At 72.8% G+C, this 19,518-nt stretch carries 13 protein-coding genes and 3 pseudogenes; 14 read left to right on the top strand and 2 right to left on the bottom strand.

Going from position 1 to position 19,518, the window contains the following annotated elements; genetic code table 11:
* Positions 1-323 precede the first annotated feature (323 nt).
* The 6 genes from FZ103_RS24230 to FZ103_RS24205 all read left to right on the top strand — a co-directional run bounded on the left by FZ103_RS24230 (position 324) and on the right by FZ103_RS24205 (position 6,617).
* The gene (locus FZ103_RS24230) at positions 324-1,901 is read left to right on the top strand and encodes an FAD-binding oxidoreductase (protein WP_156004542.1); all 1,578 of its coding nucleotides are present in this window, start codon (positions 324-326) and stop codon (positions 1,899-1,901) included.
* 540 nt (positions 1,902-2,441) lie between these two features.
* Positions 2,442-3,287, top strand: a complete 846-nt coding sequence (locus FZ103_RS24225; RefSeq protein WP_156004541.1) for an SAM-dependent methyltransferase — start codon at positions 2,442-2,444, stop codon at positions 3,285-3,287.
* Positions 3,288-3,416: 129 nt separating this feature from the next.
* Entirely contained in the window at positions 3,417-4,046 is a 630-nt protein-coding gene (locus FZ103_RS24220; protein ID WP_186356805.1) for a TetR/AcrR family transcriptional regulator, read from the top strand.
* Positions 4,047-4,139: 93 nt separating this feature from the next.
* Positions 4,140-4,475, top strand: a complete 336-nt coding sequence (locus FZ103_RS24215; protein WP_156004540.1) for a helix-turn-helix transcriptional regulator — start codon at positions 4,140-4,142, stop codon at positions 4,473-4,475.
* 23 nt (positions 4,476-4,498) lie between these two features.
* A complete protein-coding gene (locus tag FZ103_RS24210; protein WP_186356804.1) occupies positions 4,499-5,092 on the top strand; it encodes an SRPBCC family protein in 594 nt (197 codons plus the stop codon).
* A 490-nt stretch (positions 5,093-5,582) separates the two neighbouring features.
* Positions 5,583-6,617 (top strand): LacI family DNA-binding transcriptional regulator, encoded by a 1,035-nt coding sequence (locus FZ103_RS24205; protein ID WP_343233690.1) that lies wholly within the window; start codon positions 5,583-5,585, stop codon positions 6,615-6,617.
* On the opposite strand, the gene FZ103_RS24200 is transcribed toward FZ103_RS24205, so the two are convergent.
* The gene (locus tag FZ103_RS24200) at positions 6,580-7,800 is read right to left on the bottom strand and encodes an MFS transporter (RefSeq protein WP_156004539.1); all 1,221 of its coding nucleotides are present in this window, start codon (positions 7,798-7,800) and stop codon (positions 6,580-6,582) included. The two genes, FZ103_RS24205 and FZ103_RS24200, sit on opposite strands and share 38 nt — an antisense overlap.
* Before the next feature lie 269 nt (positions 7,801-8,069).
* On the opposite strand from FZ103_RS24200, the gene FZ103_RS24195 reads away from it, so the two are divergent.
* Together FZ103_RS24195 and FZ103_RS24190 are read left to right on the top strand one after the other, a co-directional pair.
* Positions 8,070-8,504, top strand: a complete 435-nt coding sequence (locus tag FZ103_RS24195; protein WP_156004538.1) for a phage holin family protein — start codon at positions 8,070-8,072, stop codon at positions 8,502-8,504.
* On the top strand, positions 8,501-8,854 hold the full coding sequence (locus FZ103_RS24190) for a DUF3618 domain-containing protein (protein WP_156004537.1): 354 nt from the start codon (positions 8,501-8,503) through the stop codon (positions 8,852-8,854). The genes FZ103_RS24195 and FZ103_RS24190 overlap by 4 nt, the downstream gene beginning before the upstream one ends.
* Before the next feature lie 2,039 nt (positions 8,855-10,893).
* On the opposite strand, the gene FZ103_RS24185 is transcribed toward FZ103_RS24190, so the two are convergent.
* Positions 10,894-13,455, bottom strand: a complete 2,562-nt coding sequence (locus FZ103_RS24185; RefSeq protein ID WP_156004536.1) for a UvrD-helicase domain-containing protein — start codon at positions 13,453-13,455, stop codon at positions 10,894-10,896.
* A 351-nt stretch (positions 13,456-13,806) separates the two neighbouring features.
* On the opposite strand from FZ103_RS24185, the gene FZ103_RS24180 reads away from it, so the two are divergent.
* The 6 genes and pseudogenes from FZ103_RS24180 to FZ103_RS25790 all read left to right on the top strand — a co-directional run.
* Positions 13,807-16,053 carry an anthranilate synthase component I gene (locus FZ103_RS24180; RefSeq protein WP_343233689.1) on the top strand — a complete coding sequence of 749 codons (2,247 nt, stop codon included), beginning with the start codon at positions 13,807-13,809 and terminating at the stop codon, positions 16,051-16,053.
* 139 nt (positions 16,054-16,192) lie between these two features.
* Entirely contained in the window at positions 16,193-16,999 is an 807-nt protein-coding gene (locus FZ103_RS24175) for an NAD(P)-dependent oxidoreductase (protein WP_156004534.1), read from the top strand.
* 64 nt (positions 17,000-17,063) lie between these two features.
* Complete coding sequence (locus FZ103_RS25035) at positions 17,064-17,204, top strand: GPGG-motif small membrane protein (RefSeq protein WP_186356802.1); 141 nt, start codon at positions 17,064-17,066, stop codon at positions 17,202-17,204.
* A 331-nt stretch (positions 17,205-17,535) separates the two neighbouring features.
* Positions 17,536-17,877: pseudogene (locus tag FZ103_RS25800) on the top strand (FAD-dependent thymidylate synthase); the annotation flags it as partial.
* A gap of 147 nt (positions 17,878-18,024) precedes the next feature.
* Positions 18,025-18,735 (top strand): annotated as a pseudogene (locus tag FZ103_RS26125) (LAGLIDADG family homing endonuclease); the annotation flags it as partial.
* A 243-nt stretch (positions 18,736-18,978) separates the two neighbouring features.
* Positions 18,979-19,443, top strand: a pseudogene (locus FZ103_RS25790) (FAD-dependent thymidylate synthase); the annotation flags it as partial.
* Between the last annotated feature and the right edge of the window lie 75 nt (positions 19,444-19,518).

Here is a 19,518-nt window from a genome sequence, read left to right as displayed (position 1 = left end):
GACCGGGGTTTCCGGTCGTGTCCGATCACCGCCGGGCCGGGCGGTCGGGGCGGGCGCCCGCCGCAGCGCCGGGGCGCCGGGCTCGTCCCCGGAGCGGCGCGGCGGCCACCGCCATGTCTCCCGGTCGGGCCGGGCGAGCCCGGTCCGCGTTCGCGGCGGCGCCCAGCGGGTGGGGAGAGCCGGCCCGCTGGAAGTGACCGCCCGCATTCCGGCCGTCCGCTTTCGAGGCGAATCCCGGCGGAAGCGCGGACCGGGTTTTTCCGCTGGTCACGAGAGGGGAATATCCGTGTCGTAGTTTCCCTCTCACGTTAGGTGACACGGAATTGGACGGTGCGACCTTCGACCCCTCCAGTGAGGCGGTCTGGCCCGACGACCCCCGGTTTCCCGCCCTCAGCCGCGGATTCAACCAGCGGTGGATCGCCAAACCCGACTACGTGCGGCTGCTGCGCTCCACCGACGACACCGTCAAGGCCCTCCAGCAGGTGCTCGACGAGCGCAAGGACGAGGCCGGTCGCATCACGGTCCGCTCCGGCGGGCACTGCTACGAGGACTTCGTGTGCGGCACCGACGTCCGGGTGATCTTCGACATCAGCCCGATGCACGGCGTCTACTGGGATGAGGAGGTCGAGGCCTACTGCGTGGAGGCCGGAGCCACCAACTGGCACGCCTACAGCCACCTCTACCCCGAGGCCGGCGTGGCGCTGCCGGGCGGATCCTGCTACTCCGTGGGGATCGGCGGGCACGTGCCGGGCGGCGGGTTCGGCCTGCTCTCGCGCCACCACGGGCTTACCGTCGACTACCTCTACGGCGTGGAGGTCGTGGTGGCCGACCGCGACCGGATGGCCCGGCGCATCCGGGCCACCGCCGACGACAAGGACGAGGACCACCGCAGGCTGGTGTGGGCGCACGCCGGGGGAGGCGGCGGCAACTTCGGGATCGTCACCCGGTTCTGGTTCCGCGATCTGCCCCGGCCCCCGGCGTTCGTGCGGCTGTGCGGCCGGGCCTGGAAGTGGGACGACTTCAACCAGGAGGAGTTCCGCAAGCTGCTCAGGGCCTACAGCGCCTACTTCCGGGACAACCAGGACCCCACCACCCACAGCGGTCGGCTCTTCGCGCTGCTCAAGCTCAACCACCGCAGCAACGGCGAGATCCTGCTGACCGCCCAGGTCGACTGCGAGACCGCCGACAGCCACGATCCCGGCAAGCTCGCCATGGACGAGTTCCTGGCCGCGGTCGACGGTGCGATCACACCCGAGTCCAAGGAGCAGCACCGGGGCACGGGCGACCACCCGGCCGTCAAAGGGGCCAAGATGCCGCGGGTGATGCCCTGGCTCACCGCCACCCAGGCGCTCAACTCCTCGGGCGAGAACAGCCGCGGCAAGTACAAGTCCGCCTGCATCCGCAAGCCCTTCACCGACGACCAGATCGACGCGATGTGGGACTACCTGGGCAACACCCACTACCGGGAGTACACCAACCCGCGGGCGCTGATCCAGATCGACAGCTACGGCGGGCGGATCAACGAGGTGGCGCCCGCCTCCACCGCCGTCGCCCAGCGCGACTCCATCCTGAAGATGCAGTACCAGGTGTACTGGACCACGGGCGATCCCCAGGAGGACACCCACATCAGGTGGATCCGCGACACCTACGCCGCGACCTTCGCCGCGACGGGCGGAGTGCCCGCGATCGGCGGCGACGACGCCGTTACCGACGGCTGCTACATCAACTACCCCGATGCCGACCTCGACGACGGGGAGTGGAACTGGTCCGGGCAGACGTCGGCGCAGCTCTACTACAAGGAGGCGTACCCGACGCTGCGCGGGGTCAAGGCGCGCTGGGACCCCCATAACGTGTTCCGGCACCGGCAGTCGATCCAGCCCTGGGCCGAGGAGCCCGAGTAGCCCGCCGGAGCCGGTGGCCGCCGACGTTCAGACGGGAACGCGGCAGGGCCGGGCCACCCGCCCGGGTGCCCGGCCCGCCCCGCGGCGCCGTGCCCGCGAAACCGGCGGGTGGGCAGTGCCGGGCGGCCGCCGCCTCCCGCCGCGCAACCCGGGCGAAGTCCCGGCCGGATTTCCGGCGGCATCCGAGCGGACGTGCGGTTTCCGAGGGCCGGGGAATCGGCGCGGCCCGCGATGGCCGTTGGCCTCTTGATTCTTGCGGGGAATCGTTCCGGGTATCTGCGCAATCTGCGCCCCTGCCCCGGCCAGGTGGCCGGCGACATTTTCCGCGGATAACCGCAGGACACGGCCGTGCAAGAGCTGCATCGCCCGCGCAGGCGGGTGTGCGGGCGGCCGCGCCCGGGCGCGGAAGGCGGGTTGCGGCGGTGCGCGGAGGCGGTTTCGGTAACGAGCGAATTCGCCGTTCCGGTGGTGGGGTGATCTGCGCCGTCGTACCATGTGGGCACTTCAGACCGACCCCCCGAGTACGCAAAGGCGGCGTTGATGAGCGCGACCGACGGGACGACCACACCGGGCTCCGACCGCAAGTTTCCGCCCGAGATCGACATGAGTCAGCCCACCATCGCCCGGGTATACGACGCCATTCTCGGAGGCAAGGACAATTTCCAGGCCGACCGGGACGCCGCGGTGGTGTGGGCCGAGCAGGTGCCCAACGTGCGCGAGGTGGCCATCGACAACCGCGCCGGCCTGATCCGCGGGGTCCAGTACCTCGCCCGCCAGGGCATCGACCAGTTCCTCGACATCGGCAGTGGCCTGCCCACCGAGAAGAACACCCACGAGGCGGCCCAGGAGATCATCCCCACCGCCCGGGTGGTCTACGTCGACAACGACCCCATCGTGCTCGCGCACGGCCGCGCCCTGCTGGCCGAGAACGAGACCACCACCGTGGTCACCGCCGACTTCTTCCGGCCGCAGGAGATCCTGAACCATCCCGACGTCACGGGCATGCTCGACTTCACCCGCCCGATCGCGCTGATGGTCGTCGGGCTGTTCATGCACTTCAGCGACAAGGACGACCCCCGCGGCAAGGTCGCCGAGCTGATGGACGCCATGCCCTCGGGCAGCTACCTGTTCATCACCGACTTCGCCGACACCGGCGAGGAGGTGCAGAAGGCCATCGAGCGCGCCGGCCTGGAGACCCTCGGCAACGGGTGGATCCGCACCCCCGAGGAGATCCGCAAGCACTTCGTGGGCTACCCGCTCATCGAGCCCGGCCTGGACTTCCACTCGCGCTGGTTCCCCGGCGAGCCCGACCGCGAGGTCCCCGCGGTCGAGGACCTGGAGCCCCACCTGCGCATCATGATGGCCGGCATCGCCCGCAAGGACTGAGCCCAAGCGCCGGGCGGGCGCCCGCCCGGCGCCTGCGCCGATCCGCCGGCCGCGGCCCCGCCGGGCAGGAAGCGGCCGGCGGGGCCGCCCGGCCCTGCACAGCGGGGATGCGGGCGCTACCGTCTACGCGTGGCTTCCCGACCCGCACCGCAGACCGCCGCCGGCCGCGGCCGCAGCCCCGAGCGCCGCCGCGCCATCCTCGACGCCGCCGACAGGATCATCCAGCGCGACGGCCCCGACGCCTCGATGTCGGCCATCGCCGCCGAGGCGGGGATCAGCAAGCCGATCCTCTATCGCCATTTCGGCGACAAGAGCGGGCTCTACCGCGCGCTCGCCCAGCGCCACGTCGACCCGCTGATGGAGCGGGTCCGCGCCGAGCTGCACGCCGGCTCCTCGCTGCGCGTGCGCGCCCGCGCGACCGTGGGCGCCTACCTGGGCATGATCCGCGGGAACCTCAACCTCTACCGGTTCCTGATGGACCGCGCCACCTCCGAGGACCCCCGTACGCGCGGGGACCTGGGCATGATGGTGCGCCGCCTGGGCGAGGAGCTGGCCGGCGTGCTCCGCGACGACCTGCGCGTCGCCGATCCCGTGCGCGCGCAGATCACCGCCCACGCCGTCGTGGGCATGGTCCAGGCGGCGGGGGAGTGGTGGCTGGAGCATCCCGAGGTCGCCCCCGAGATCGTCATCGACGATCTGACCTCGGCGGTCGTCGGCGCGATCACCGGGCACGACCCGGTCCGCGAGCCCGGCGCCTGAGCCGCGGCGGTGGCGGGCGCCGGCCGGAGCCGTGCTCACGGACGTTCGCCTATTCCTTGACAGGAATATTCCCGAAGGGGCATATTGGTTGCCATGGAGAGGGTGTTCGAGGTTCTGGCCGAACCCAACCGGCGCCGGATACTCGACGCGCTGCGCCGGGGCGAGCGGCCCGTGGGCGAGCTCGCCGACCGGCTCGGCGTCAGCCAGCCCACGGTCTCCAAGCATCTGCGCACCATGCGCGAAGCCGGCCTCGTGGAGTCGCGGTCCGACGCCCAGCGGCGCCTGTACCGGCTGCGCACCGAGCCGCTGCGCGAGCTCGACGCCTGGCTGGAGCCCTACCGGATGCTGTGGGAGTCCCGGCTCGACGACCTCGAACGCCATCTCGCGACCATGGACGACGAGTCCGCTCGGCCGCCCGAGGACGGCTGAGCGGGCGCAGAGGGGGTACCGGCGTGAACGCAAGCGACGACGCGCGCAATCCGCAGGCCGCGGGCGCAGTGGGGACCGGAACCGGCGGCCCAGACGCCGCCGAGGAGGGGTACGGGCGGCTCGCGCCGGCCGGGGACCGCTGGACGGTGCGCATCGTGCGCCGCCTGCCCCACCCGCCGGAGAAGGTCTGGCGCGCCATCACCGAACCCGAGCACCTGGCCGCATGGTTCCCCAGCCGCATCGAGGGGCCGCGCGAGCCGGGAGCCGAGCTGCGCTTCGCCTTCGAGGGCGAAGACGAGACGATGAGCGGCCGGATGATCGCCTACGACCCGCCCCGGCTGCTGGAGTTCGACTGGGCGGGCGACGTCCTCCGCTTCGAGCTTCGCCCCGACGGCGACGGCACCGAGCTGGTCTTCTCCGACACCTTCGAGGAACTCGGCAAGGCCGCCCGCGACACCACCGGATGGCACGTCTGCCTGGACGCCCTGGCCGCCCACCTGCAGGGGGAGGTGGCCCAGACCGGCGGGCGGTGGAAGGAGCTGATGGCCCGCTACACCGAGCGGTTCGGGCCCGAGGCGGGCACCATCGGCCCGCCGGAGGGCATGGAGCCCGAGTAGAGCGCCTCCGGGACTTACGCGCGTAGGCAGCGGCGCTCCCCGAGCCGGCGCCGGCCGCCGGGTCGCCGCGCCCGCGAGGCGGGTGAGGGCCGGTGAAGGGCGGCGGCCGCGGCACAAGGCCGTGTTTGGTGGGTCGCTGTCCTACTGCGCGGCGCCCCAGCACCGCTCTCGCTGCGTTCTCTGGGCCCCTGACAGGCATCATGGCGAAGCCGCCTGTCAGGGACAGTCGACAGGGGGCCCGCCCCGGGCCCCCGCTGCGCGATGATGCGGAGCCTGCGGAGCTCGCGCAGGAGGGGGACTCCTTCCTCGGCCTTGCGAGAGCGGCACCGGGCCCCCGCTCGGCGATAATGGCGAAGCCCGCCGAGTAGGGGAGGCCCTATCGCGGCGCCCCGCGCCGGAAAACGGCGCTTCGCGCCATCGGGCGCGGGGCGCACACGAGTGCGCCGCTCGCTACGGACGAACCCACCAAACACGGCCTAGTGTGGTGCCCGTGAGCAACGGCAGACCGCCCACCAGCCGCGACGTCGCCCGCCTGGCCGGGGTTTCGCAGTCGACGGTCTCACTGGTCTTCCGCGGGGCCGCAAGCGGGCGCGTCGGGGAGCGCACCCAGCGGGCCGTGCGCGACGCGGCGCGGCAGCTGGGATTCCGACCGAACGCCGACGCCCGGCGGCTGCGGGTGGGCGGTCCCCGGATGGTGCTCATCGCCGTCCCCGACATCGTGAACCCGTTCTTCGCGCGGGTGTTCACCGGCGCGCGCGCCGCCGCCCGTGAGGCCGGGTTCCAGGTGGTGCTCTCGGTCCAGCGCGACCTGGAATCGGTCGCGGCCGACGTGGCCGGCCAGCAGATCGACGCGGTGCTCGCCTGCTCCCTGGAGGACGGCGGGAGGCCGCTGGACGACGCCGTGCCCGCCGTCGTTTTGGACGCCGAACCGCCGCAGGGCCAGGGCTCGGTGCGGTTCGACATCGCCCCGGCGCTGACCGAACTGGTCGAGCACCTGCACCGGCTGGGCCACCGCTCCATCGCCCACCTGCGCTCCGAGGTGGGCACCGCCACCTTCCGCGAACGCGCCGAGGCCGTCGACGCGGCGTGTGCGCAGCGCGGCATGAGCCGGGTGCACGCGGCCTGCGCCCTGGACCTCGACGCGGCCCGCGAAGCGGCGGCGCGGCTGCTGTCGGCGCAGGCGGACGGCGGGCGGCCCCCCTTCACCGCGGTGGTCTGCGACGACGACGTCCTGGCGGTGGGGGTCTACAAGGCCGCCCGGGCGCTGGGCCTGTCGGTTCCCGGCGACCTGTCGGTGACCGGGATCGACAACGTCGACCTCGCGCTGGCCGTCACGCCCGAGCTGACCACCGTCGACCTGCCCGGCGAGGAGTTGGGCGCGACGGGGATGCGCCGGCTCCTGGCGGTCCTGGAGGAGGGCGGGGGAGCGCCGGCCACAGGCCCGCATGCCGCCGGCGGCGGATGCGTGCGGCTGCCCGCCCGGCTGCTCATCCGCGACTCGACGGCTCCTCCCGCGCGGGGCTGACCCCCGGTGCGGCCGCCCTGGGTTCACCGCCGACGCGCAGCGACAGCAGCGCCGCGGCCGCCGTCACCGCACCGGTCACGACGAAGACCCCCGCGGCGCCCGCCGCGTCGGCGGCCGCACCGGCGAGGGCGGTACCCAGCGCGCTGCCCAGCATGAAGACCGAGATCAGCCAGGAGAACGCCTCGGTCGTGGTGCCCTGCGGGGCCAGCCGCCCCAGCAGCAGGAACGTGCACGCCAGGGCCGGCGCCAAGAAGAGGCCGGACAATGCGGCCAGCACCGTCATCAGAGCCACTCCGGGCATCAGCAGCAGCGGCAGGTAGCACAGAGCGAGCCCGGCCAGCAGCACCCGGAAGCGGGCGGCCGGCGCCAGCGGGATCCGGACCACGCCGTAGGTCAGCCCGCCCACGAGTGCGCCCAGGCCGTTGGCGCTGAGCAGAACGCCGGAGACGTCGCGGGCGGCGGCCTCCTCGGCGTAGGCGACGGCGCCCACCGCGAGGGCGCCCAGGGCGGCCCCGACGAACACGAAGCACATCAGCACCCGGCGCACCTGCGGCTCCATGAGCGGGCCCAGCCAGTTGGCTTTGCGCGGCACCGGCCGCCACCGGCGCACCGGCCGCAGAGCCGCGAATCCGCACGCGCCCGCCACCGTGATCAGCGCGGTGGCGATGACTGCATGCATGGGTAGGAAAAGGGCGGCCACGGCCGTGACGAGCAGGGGAGCGGCGACGAAGATGGCCTCCTGCAGCGCGGCGTCCAGCGAGTAGGCGGTCTCGCGCTCCTGCTCGCCGGCCACCAGCGTGGGCCACACCGACCGCAGGCACGACTCCAGGGGCGGGGTCAGCGCTCCAGCGGCGGCCGTCAGCGGGACAGCGACGACCAGCGGCGCGTCCGGAGCCAGTGCGAGGGCCGCGAATGCGGCGCCGGATGCGGTGCCGCTGACGACCAGCACGAGCGGCTGCCCGCGGAAGTCGACGATCCTGCCCAGCACCGGCCCGCCCACCGCGGTCCCGACTCCGTAGACGGAGATCAGCACGCCCACGATGCCGAAGTCCACCCCTTCGTGGCGGAACAGCAGGGTGAGCGCGAGGACCGCCATGCCGTTGGGCAGCCTCCCCACGATGCTCGTCGCCAGCGCCGTGGCGACGTGCGGCTTGCGGAGCAGGGCCAGATACGACTGCAGCACGGGCGTCCACCTTCGGTCGCGGGAAGGAAGTACTACGTAGTACTTCCGCAACAGCCTCGCACACCGGCTCACCGACCGGCAATGCGGGGGAGGGTTTCCGTGTGCCCGAGGGGCCGGGCGCTGCGCCGATCTCGCCCCGGGGTCACCGATCGGCCGAGCCGGTCGGTGCACCGGCCGAGCGTGCCGCCGCTTCGCCCGGCAGAGAGGAATGGAGGGCCCCGGTCGTGGGCAGTCGGCCTGCAGCGGAATCCTGCGAAAGGGAGCCGGTCATGACGGGAATTCCTCACCAGCAGCGGGCGGAAGCGGCCGAGCCGCCGACCGCCGAGCCGTCGACCGCCGAGCTGGTCAAACGGGCCTCAGAGCAGATCTCCGAGCTGGTCCGCGACGAGCTGCGCCTGGGCCGGCTGGAACTGCGCGAGAAGGGCAGGCGCACCGGGCAGGGAATCGGCATTTTCGGCGCGAGCGGCCTCGTGGCCCTCTTCGGCATCGGTGCCTTGGTCGCTGCGGTCATCCTGCTGCTCGCGCTCGTCCTCCCCGCGTGGGCGTCGGCGCTCATCGTCGCGGGCGGCCTGTTCGTGATCGCCGGCGTGCTCGCACTCGTCGGCAAGATGCGCGTCGGCAGCGCCAGCCCGCTGAAACCGGAGGAGACGATGCACAGCGTGCAGGGTGACATGACCGAGATCAGAGAGAGGGCGCGGCGATGACCAGGGAGACCTCCCAGCAGTCCAGCGTTCCCGAGCAGCGAGGGGGATCCCGTGCCGGGGAGCGCTCGGCCTCTGCAGGCGAGGAGACCGAGCGGCTGCGCTTGGAGATATCCCGGCTCCGCACCGAGTTGGGCGACACCATCGAAGCGCTCGCGGCCAAGGCCGACCTCAAGACCAGGACCCAGCAAGAGGCGCGGCGCGCCATGGACAAGGCGCGCTCGGTCCCCGGGGCGGCGACCCGAGGGCAGCGGTTCGCCGCCGCGGCCCTGTTGGGCGCGGTCCTCGCCGGAGCCGTCGGCGTCGTGGTACTGCGGCGGCGGTGGAGCCGGACGCACCTGCCCGCGGACTGAAGCCGCCGGACGGCGCTTCGGCCGGGTGGGTGCCACCCGAGGTAACCCGGGTGGGTGCCATCCGCGGCAACCACCAGGCCGGCGGATGGCTCGGGCCTGCGCGGATCGGTTCGGGTGGACGGTGGTCGGCCAAGTGACGAGGGCGGCGAGGGCGGTGGAGGGTTGCGCCTGCGCCCATCGGTTCGGGTGCTCGCCGGTTGCGCTTGCGACGAGAGCGGCGACGGCGGGCGGATGGCCGGGGCGGTGCTCATCGGTGCGGGTGCTCGCCGGTTGCGCACGCGACGAAGGCGGCGAGGGCGGTGGTGGGGGCCCTTCGTCGTGTTCAAGGAGTCGGTCACCACAGGAGGTTGCGGCAATGGGGCTGGGTTGCGCGAAGCGCTGTGCGCCAGCTTGCCGCCGAGCGCACGGCGCACCTTTGCCTCGGAGGCCCGCCACCGGTGGTGCGGCTCCGTCTGACAGGTGCAGCGTGCGCTCGGCGGCAAGCTGTGACCGCGCTACGCGAGGCGCACCCATTGCCGCAGCCCCGGTGGTGACCGCCCCAGGTGGTGCCCGGTGGGTTCCTGGAAAGCGGCGTCCGCCGTTCTGAGACACGGCTCGGGCGGGATGTTCCGGGCATTTCGCCTCGCGTTGGGTCGACGATGCCCGCCGATGGTGCGCGGTGGGGCTGCGCGGCGCACCGGAGCGCCGGATCTTCCGGGATGCGGAAGGAATCCGGGGTGGTTTGCCCGCAATGCCCGGCTGTGGCGGGAGGTGGCGGCGGCCGGGCGCCACGAGGCGCGCGTTTGGATCGCTTCGGGTGCGGATCCCCGGTCCAAACGCCATGATCATCGCCGATCCCGGCCGCGCGGGCCGCCCCGGCGCCCCCGCATACCGGACATCGCGGGAGGATTCGACGCCGCGGACGGCCCCCGCGCGGCCGAAGCCCGCCCCGGCGATCGCGCGGCGCACCTCGTCGCACCGCCGCCGCCCCGAAAGCACCGAATGTCCGGCTTCTGTGTCCGGGGTCCGCGTCGAGGGTGTCGGTGGGGCCACACTCGGCGTCGAGCGTGGCCCCACCGACACCCTCGACGCGGTCCGGGGGCGGTCCGGCAGCCAACCTGCGAACGAACCGGGACATCGGAGGCAAATGCTCGGGATCGGCGCTCCCAGCGGCGGCGATCTTGTACCTGTGGTGACTTGTTAACGCTCACAATAACCACGGGTACAAGATCGCTGATGGAGAGTTAGATTAAATCGGGCGTTCCGGGTTTTGGGTCGGGCGCGCGGGTGGGTGGGGCGCACCGGAACGCCACCCAGACGCGCCGCCCCCGTCGCTCACCGCCACCGGCCCCCACTCGGACCGATCCATGCCGCCCGAGCCCTTCACGCTGTCGTCGCCGCCTCGTCGGATGACCGGCCACCCGAGGGCAGCAACCGATGATCGCCGACCCGAACCCCGAGCTGTCGTTGCTGCCCTCGTTGCATGCTCAACCGGCGGGCACCGGGACCGATCCGTGCGGGCTGAGCCCTGCGCCGTCGTCGCCGCACCGTCGGGTGATCAGCCATTCGCTGCCGGCAACCGGTGATCGCTCAGTCCGGACCCCGCTGTCCTTGCTGCCCTCGTCGCGTGCCGCACCGGCGGGCACCGGCACCGATGGGCGCGGGTGCAGCCCTTCGCCCCCGTCGCCGCCTCGTCGGGTGACCGGCCATGCGCCGACGTCCGCCGGTGGTCGCCGGCCCGTACCTTTGGGGGCCCCGCTGCCCCCGTCGCCCACGGCCACCGGCGGGCACCGGCATCGATGGGAGCGGGCGCTTTCGCCGCCGTGGCCGCCTCGTCGGGTGGCCGACCATTTGAGGACAGCAACCGATGATTGCCGACCCGCACCACCTTCTTCTTCGCCGCCCCTTTGCCCACCGCTCCCAGCGCCCACGCGATCCGGTCCGGGGCGGTCGGCCCGACCCCCGCTGCCCGCCGCCGCTTGCGTGACCTCGGTCGGCCGCCGGCGCTTCACCGCTTCACCGTTCCGCCGCTCCACCCGCCTACCTTCACCCGCGCACCTTCACCCCCGCGCCTCCGCAGGACGGCGCTCGGCGCCGTCCGCGGCCTCCCCTTCCGGGGCCAGCCGCGACAGCATCGCCGGAAGTTCGCCCTCGTGGACGACCGCCAGGCGCCGGGTTGCGCGGGTGATGGCCACGTAGAGGTCGCGGCCGCCCGAGGCCGATGACGCCAGCACGGCGGCGGGGTCCACGATGACCACCGCGTCGAACTCCAGGCCCTTGCTCTGCGTCGGCGTGAGCACGGCGACGGGGTTGTCCAGCGCGTCCGGCCCGGCATCGGCCGCCGCATCCGGCAGGACGGCGGCGACCTCGCCGTGCCTGGCCGGCGGGACGATGACGGCCAGGCGGCCCTCGCCGATCTGCTCCAGCTCCGCGGCGACCAGGCCGGGAAGCCGCTCGGCGAGGCCGCCGTCCCCGCCCGGTCCGCCGTCCCCGCCCGGTCCGCCGTCCCCGCCCGGTCCGCCGTCCCCGCCCGGACCGCTTACGGCCACCGCGCGCGGCGGGGCGCCGCCCTCGCGCACCGACTCCGGCACCTGCTGCTCGGGCGCGACCTCGGCCAGCACGTCGGCAGCCACGGCCATGATCTCGGCGGGGGTCCGGTAGTTCACCAGCAGGCGCTCCTCGTGCAGCCTGCCGCCGACGTAGCGGCCCAGCATCTCCTCCCACGAGCGCGCCCCCGCCGCGCTGCCCGTCTGGGCGAGGTCGCCCACGACCGTCAGCGACTTGGCCGGTACCCGGCGCATGACGGTGCGCCAGGCCATCTCCGAGAGCTCCTGGGCCTCGTCCACGATGACGTGGCCGTAGGCCCACGTGCGGTCGGCCGCGGCGCGGTCGGCGGTGGTCAGCGCCGACGCCTCCTCCTGCCGGTCGGTGAGCGCCGCGGCGGAGTCCAGCATCATCCCGGTCTCATAGGTCCCGATGTACTCCACGACGTCCTGGGCGCGCCGCTCGGCCTCCTCGCGGCGCCGCCGCTCCTCGCGTTCGCGCTCCAGCTCGCGGCTGCCGTCGCTGCCCAGCAGCTCGGCGGCCTCGTCCAGCAGCGGGACGTCGCCCACCGTCCACGGCGAGTGGGCCGGGCGCACCAGCCGCCGCCACTCGTCCTCGGCCAGGCCCTGGCCCGCCGACAGCCGCTCGGCACCCGCGGCAGCCGAGGCGAGGCGCTGCGGATCGCTCAGCAGCTCACCGACCAGGCGCTCCGGAGTGAGCAGCGGCCACAGTTCGTCCACGGCCGCGCGCACCGCGGGGTCGGCCCACAGCGTCTCGCGCGCATAAGCGGTGTCCTCCTCCGAGCGCAGAGGGGCGTCGGGGTCCTCCAGCTCGGAAAGCCCCGCCCGGTCGGCCTGCCCGCTCTCCTCCAGCAGCGCCTCGGCGTCGCGCAGCGACTTCTCCAGCCACTCGTCCTGGGCGCGGGCCAGTTCCCACAGCATCTCGTTGACGAACAGCTTGCGGGCCTGGTTGTGCGGCAGGCCGAGTTCGCGCGCCCGGTCGCGCAGGCGCCGGCAGACCTCGCGGGCCACGCGCAGCTCGGTCCCGTCGGCCTCGACCACCAGGTCGTGCTCGGGCACGCGCTGGCGGTCGGCCACGGCCGCCTCCAGCACCGCGGCCATGCGCAGCGATCCCTTCACGGCGGCGGTGCGGGGAGCGTCCTCGGCGGTGGCCGCCACGCCCGGGTACAGCTGCCCGACGGTCTGCACGACGACGTCGGTCTCGCCGAGGGAGGGCAGCACCCGCCCGATGTAGCGCAGGAACGTCGGGTTGGGACCCACCACGAGCACACCGCGGCGCTGGAGGGTGTCCCGGTGGGTGTAGAGCAGGTAGGCGGCCCGGTGCAGCGCCGCGACGGTCTTGCCGGTGCCCGGGCCGCCCTGGACCACCAGCGCGCCGGGCAGCGCGGCGCGGATGACCCGGTCCTGCTCGGCCTGGATGGTGGCGACGATGTCGCCCATCCGCCCGGTGCGGCCCCGGCTCAGCGCGGCCAGCAGCGCGGCCTCGCCGACCAGGGCGCGGCGGTCGTCCTCGGTGAGGCCGTCGAGGTCGAAGACGTCGTCATCGATGCCGACGACGGTGCGGTCGCGCAGGTGCAGGTGACGGCGGCGCACCAGGCCGCACGGGAAGGACGGGGAGGCGGCGTAGAAGGGGCGCGCGGCGGGGGCGCGCCAGTCGATGAGGATCGTGTCGTGGTCCTCGTCGCGCAGGCCGATCCGGCCGATGTAGCGGGTCTCGACCGCCGAGTCGCCGGCGTCCCCGCCACCTCCGCCGCCTCGGCCGCCGCCGTCCCCGTCGATGTCGACGTCGATGCGGCCGAAGCACAAGCCGTTCTCCACCGCGTTGAGCCGCGCCAGGCGCGCCGCGGTCTCGCCGGCCTGGACGTCGCGCTCGGTCTGGGCGGCGTAGCCCCCGCCCCCGCCGCGGCCCAGCGTCTCCGACAGTGTCTGCGACGTCTGCGCGCGCAGCACGTCCAGGCGCGCATAGAGCCGGTCGACGTATGCCTGCTCGGCGCGGACGGCCGCCGCGCGCCCGTCCTCACCGGAGTCGGCCCGACCGCTGTCTTGAACATCTGCCATGCTCATGGTATCCTTGAACTGAGATGTGTGCGCTTTTCTGATTCTGGCTAGCTCTACAGCGTACCACGTCGACGCCCACGTCCGCGGTCCTGCGCGCGCGTCGACGCCCCGGTGGCGATGGCGCCTCTTCCATCTCTTTCCTCCCGCCCGCCGGACTCGATGCGCTATGCTCGCTCCCATGCGAATCGCACCCGCCCGCCGACAGTGGTGGCGCCGCTTCTAGGCGGCGCTTGCAGGTACGCGATTCCACCAGCCCAGCGGCCGCCCGTACCGGCGGCCGCATTCGCCTTTATGGGCCCCGGTCCGGCGCGGCTCCCACACACCCGCCCCGCCCAGCGCAAAGGACCGGCCGTGACCACAGGCTCAGCCACCCCGAACCCTCCCGGCACCGCGACATCGGACGCGGACCGCAGCTCCTACCGCACCGCCGGCGGCATCGCCGTCGAACGCACCGCCGCGCCCTGCGACCCCGGCGCCCTCACCGCGCTGGTCACCTCCGTCGAGCACCGCCGCGGCGGCGTGCTGTCCTCGGGTATGGAGTACCCCGGCCGCTACAGCCGCTGGCACCTGGGCTACGTCGACCCCTGCCTGGAGATCGCCGCCCGCGGCCGCCGGCTCACCGCCACCGCGCTCAACGACCGCGGCCGGGTGCTGCTGCCGCTCATCGCCGACGCCTTCGCCCGGCACGGCGACGCCTCCCGACCCGACCCCGGCACCTCCGTCGAGGTCGACGTGCCCGAGCCCGCGCCAGGAGAGTTCTTCCCCGAGGAGCAGCGCAGCCGCCGCCCCAGTGTCTTCTCCGTACTCCGGTCGGTGGTCGCCCTCTTCTCTGCCGCCGAGGACCCCCACCTCGGCCTCTACGGCGCCTTCGGCTACGACCTCGCCTTCCAGTTCGAGCCGGTGGAACCGGTGCTGGAGCGCGATCCCGCCGACCGCGATCTCGTGCTGCACCTGCCCGACGCGATCATCGTGCACGACCGCAAGCGCGAGACCTGCCTGCGCTACACCTACGAGTTCACCGCGCCCGAGCGGCCCGGCGGCGGCCCGGAGCCCCGCAGTACCCGCGGGCTGGAGCGCACCACCGCGCCCACCCCGGCCGCGCGCGCCGCCGAGGTGCCGCCCCAACCCGAACCCGGCAGCTACGCCCGCATCGTCGCCGAGGCCAAGAAGCGCTTCGCCCGCGGCGACCTGTTCGAGGTCGTCCCCGGCCATCGCACCTACGGCGCCTGCGACTCCCCGGCCCGCTTCTACGAGCATCTGCGCGCCCGCAATCCCGCGCCCTATGAGTTCTTCTTCAACCTCGGCGGCGGCGAGTACCTGGTCGGCGCCTCGCCCGAGATGTTCGTCCGGGTCAGCGGCGCACCCGGTCGGGGGCAGCGGGTCGAGACCTGCCCCATCTCCGGAACCATCCGCCGCGGCGAGGACCCCCTGGGCGACGCCGAGAACATCCGCGCCCTGCTCACCTCCGCCAAGGAGGAGTCGGAGCTGACGATGTGCACCGACGTCGACCGCAACGACAAGTCGCGGGTCTGCGAACCCGGCAGCGTCCGGGTCATCGGGCGCCGCCAGATCGAGATGTACAGCAGGCTCATCCACACCGTCGACCACATCGAGGGCCGGCTGCGCCCCGAGTTCGACGCGCTCGACGCCTTCCTCACCCACATGTGGGCCGTCACCGTGACCGGCGCGCCCAAGACCTGGGCGATGCGCTTCATCGAGCAGCACGAGACCACACCGCGGCGCTGGTACGGCGGCGCCGTGGGCGTCATCGGCTTCGACGGCTCGATGAACACCGGCCTGACGCTGCGCACCGCCCACATCCGCGACGGCGTCGCCACCGTGCGCGTGGGCGCCACCTTGCTGCACGACTCCGACCCCGAGGCCGAGGAGCGCGAGACCTTCCTCAAGGCCCGCGCGCTGCTGGAGACCCTCGCCCTCGACGAGGCCGCCGACTCCGCGGCCGCCCGTGCGCCGGAACCGGCCACCGCGGCCGAACCCGCCGGGGCGGGGATGCGGGTGCTGCTCGTCGACTACGAGGACTCCTTCGTCAACACGCTCGCCGACTACGTGCGCCGACACGGCGCCGAGGTCACCACGGTGCGCCACGGCTTCGACCCCGCCGTGCTCGACAAGCTCGCCCCCGACCTGGTCGTGCTCTCGCCCGGTCCCGGCCTGCCCGCCGACTTCGGCGCGGCCGCCCTGCTGGATGAGCTGGATGCGCGCCGCCTGCCCGTCTTCGGCGTGTGCCTGGGGCTGCAGGCCATGGTCGAGCACGCCGGCGGCGAGCTGCTGACCCTGGACGAGCCTGTCCACGGCAAACCCGGCCGCGTCCGCGTCAGCGGCGGCGACCTGCTGAGCGGGCTCGACGAGGACGGCCTGTTCACCGCGGCCCGCTACCACTCCACCTACACCACGCCCGCGCGGGTCAAGGGCTTCGCCGTCACCGCCACCGTCGACGGCGCCGACGGCGAGCCCGTGGTCATGGCCGTCGAGGACTCCGCCGCGCGCAAATGGGCCGTGCAGTTCCATCCCGAGTCGATTCTCACCGCGGCCGTGGGGGAGCGGATCATCGAGCGGGTCCTGCGCATGGCGCGCTGAAACGCCGCCGCAGAGGCCCGGCCGGGCACGGGGCCGGGCCCGGAGCCCGCGCGCGCCGGGCCGCGCGCCTCACGCCGCGCGGCCGCGCCCCCGCCCGGCGGTGTGCCTGCGACCCCCGCTTCCCCATAGGCTCGGCTGCATGGACGTGAAACTTGGCAGGGTCGTGATCACCGGAGCGGCGGGCGGCATCGGCCGCACCGTGCGTTCGGGACTGCGCGAGGAATCCGACCACCTGGTGCTGGTGGACACCGAGGACATCGAACCCGACGGCGACGGGGAGACCGCCGTCAAGGCCGGCGTCGGCGACCGCGACGCGCTGCGCGAGGCCTTCGGCGGTGCCGACGCGGTCGTCCACCTCGCCGGCACCGCCGAGGAGGCGTCCCTCGACGAATTGATCGACGCCAACGTGCGCGGCACCCTCAACGTCCTGGAGGCGGCGCGCCGGGCCGAGGTGCCCCGCGTCGTCCTGCTCTCCAGCAGCCGCGTCACCGGCAACTACCCCATCCACCACCACGTCTTCCCCGACGAGCCGCCCCGCCCCGACGGCCTCAACGGGGTGACCAGAGTGGCCGAGGAGGCCCTGGGCCAGCTCTATGCCGACACCTTCGGGCTGCAGGTGGTCGCGCTGCGCGCCGGCTCGTTCGGGGAGCGGCCCACCGAGACCCGCCACCTGGCCACCTGGCTGAGCCCGCGCGACTGCGTCGGCTTCGTGCGCGCCGCGCTCACCGCGCCCAACGTCAACTTCGTCGCGGCCTACGCGGTCTCCGGCAACGCCCGCCGGTTCTGGGACCTCAGCGTCGGCGAGAGCGAGCTGGGCTACCGGCCCGCCGACGACGCGGCCCGCTACGCCGGCGACTTCCCCGACGACGACCCCTTCTGGCACGGCGGCCCGCAGGGCGGCGCCGCCGCCGGAGCCGAGGCGATCCTGCCCCACCTGGAGGAATGAGCCTCCGAGGCACCGTTGCGCCCTGCGGTGTTAAGAGATCACCGCCCGGGTTAGTCGTGAAGGCATGGGTATTCTCATGCTGATACTAGGGATCGTGCTCATCGTCGCCGGCATCTTCGCGCTGGTGCGCCGGCAGCTGCTGTGGGGCATCGTGCTGATCGTGGTCGGCGTGATCGTCGCCCCGGGCATCGCCTATCTGGGCTGAGCACGCCCGGCGGCCGCGGCGGCCGCCGGGGACAACGGAACCGGAACTCCTCCCCACCGACCGGCCTCCAAGGCCGGTCGCGTAGGCGACCATGGCCCCGACCCCTCGCACGCACCACCCCTTCACCCCGTCTTCGCAGGTCCCGCCGCCGCGATGAAGCGGCCGGGGCCTGCTTTCTTCGTCGCCGGGCGATGCTAGGTTCTGACGGACACCGCCGAGCCGACGACAGCCGGCGCCGCCCCGCGGCCCGCCGGCCCTTCGGCGCGGCGGCGGCCGCAGCAGCACAGCAGCGCCGGGCCGGTCCGGCCCGCCGATGGGGGAGTAGAGCACGGTGAAGAGCGTCGAGCCCGAGGTCCATCTGATCGCCCGCCCGCAGTTGGACTACGACGAGATCGCCGCCTACCTCGCCGAGGTCGGCGGAGGCAGCTGGCTGCAGCGCCTGGACCGCGGCGAACTCGACACCGTCCTCAACGACCCCCAGAACCTCGCGGAGTTCGCCGGCCGCCTGTGCTACCGCTCGTGGGAGCCCGGCCTCAACCCCAACGTCACCCGCGTACGCACCGATCAGGACCAGTACCTCGGCAACATCCTGGCCAGCATGCACGGCTCGGTCCTGGAGCACGTGAGCTTCAGTTTCGTGCTGCACAACGTGAGTCGGGTTTGCTGCTACGACTCCGAGACCGAGGTCCTTACCAAGGACGGTTGGGTTCCGTGGCCCAAGATCCAGGGCGACGAGACGTTCGCGACTCTGAACCCGGATACGGGCGAACTGGAGTACCAGGAGGCCACCGAGGTATACCACGCGGATTACGACGGCCCCATGTACCGCGTCCGTTCCGAGCAAGTCGACCTGCTGGTCACCCCGAACCACCGGATGTGGGTGCGCCGCTACGACACACAGGCGGCCAAGCGGGGAGAACGGGACTTCGAGATCGAGTATGCGGAGAACCTGCTGCATAAGCGCGTGCAGTACCAAAAGGCGGCGCGGTGGCGGGGATATACACCGGAGCACGTGAAGATCCCGGGGACGACCCGTACCTATCGGCGGAGTGACACCGGGACAGTCGGCGAGCGGGCGTATCCCGGTATGGAGTTCCCAGCCGAGCCCTTCGCGCGCTTCCTCGGCTACTTCCTCTCCGAGGGCTGTATCAACGGCCACCAGATCATTCTCTCCCAAAACCGGGGAGAGGTTCTGGAGCGGATGCGCATGACTATCGAGGAAATGGGACTCCCTGCCTATCTCCCCGGGACCGGCAACGGACAGGTTCGGACCCAGTGCACCGCTCTGCGCGACTTCCTCGGCGAACTCGGTCACTCCTATGAGAAGTACGTGCCGGACATGGTGCAGGGTTGGGCGCCGGAGACGATCCGCGTCTTCCTCGATGCGATGGTGGAGGGGGACGGAACCACTCATGGCACGACCGGGCACCGTGTCATCTACACCGCGTCGCGGGAACTGGCGGACGACCTTCAGGTTCTGGCGATCAAGGCGGGCTTCTCGGCCAACGTGCGCCTTGACGACCGCACGGGCATGGAAAGGGTTATGGCCAGCGGGCAGCGATTCCGCAACCTGCGTCCGGGCTATGTGGTATCGCTCGTCACCGAACGCTCCCGGCCTTTGGTCAACACGGGACGCACACGGCCTAGCCGCTACTGGAACAGCGACGGCTATAACGACGGAATCGAGCACTACAGCGGCCGGATTCACTGCGTCAAAGTGCCCAACGGCCTGCTGTGGGTCCGGCGCAATGGAAAACCGGTAGTCTCCGGCAATACCCACGAATTGATCCGGCACCGCCCCGGTACCGCCATCTCCCAGGAGTCGCTGCGCTTCGTCCGGCTGGACGACCTCCCGTTCTGGTTCCCCGAGTGGGCCAAGGAGGACCCCGAGCTGATGAAGCGCGCCACCGAGATGCTCGACCAGATGGAGCGCTTCCAGCTGTGGATGGCCGAGCACTTCGGCCTCGACGAGGAGGGCGTGAAGTTCGCCGAGAAGAAGCACCGCACATCCTTCATGCGCCGCTTCGCCCCCGAGGGCGTGGCCACCGGCCTGGTCTGGACCGCCAACGTCCGCACCCTGCGCCACACCATCGAGGCCCGCACCGCCCCGGGCGCCGAGGAGGAGATCCGCCTCCTCTTCGGCAAGATCGGCGAGACGATGCGCGAGGAGGCCCCGGCGCTGTTCAGCGACTACGAGGTCGAAGACGGCGCCTGGGTGCCCAAGTGGCGCAAGGTGTGAGCGGGGGCGGGGAGTAGCGACGCGGTCGGCACATCGGCCGCCTCGGGAGCCGGTTCGCCGGGTCGGCCTCCCGCG

Source organism: Streptomonospora sp. PA3 (assembly GCF_009728995.1).
Classification (GTDB): domain Bacteria; phylum Actinomycetota; class Actinomycetes; order Streptosporangiales; family Streptosporangiaceae; genus Streptomonospora.
The sequence above is the reverse complement of the archived record's forward strand: the minus strand, read 5'-3'. Positions and strand labels throughout refer to the sequence as shown.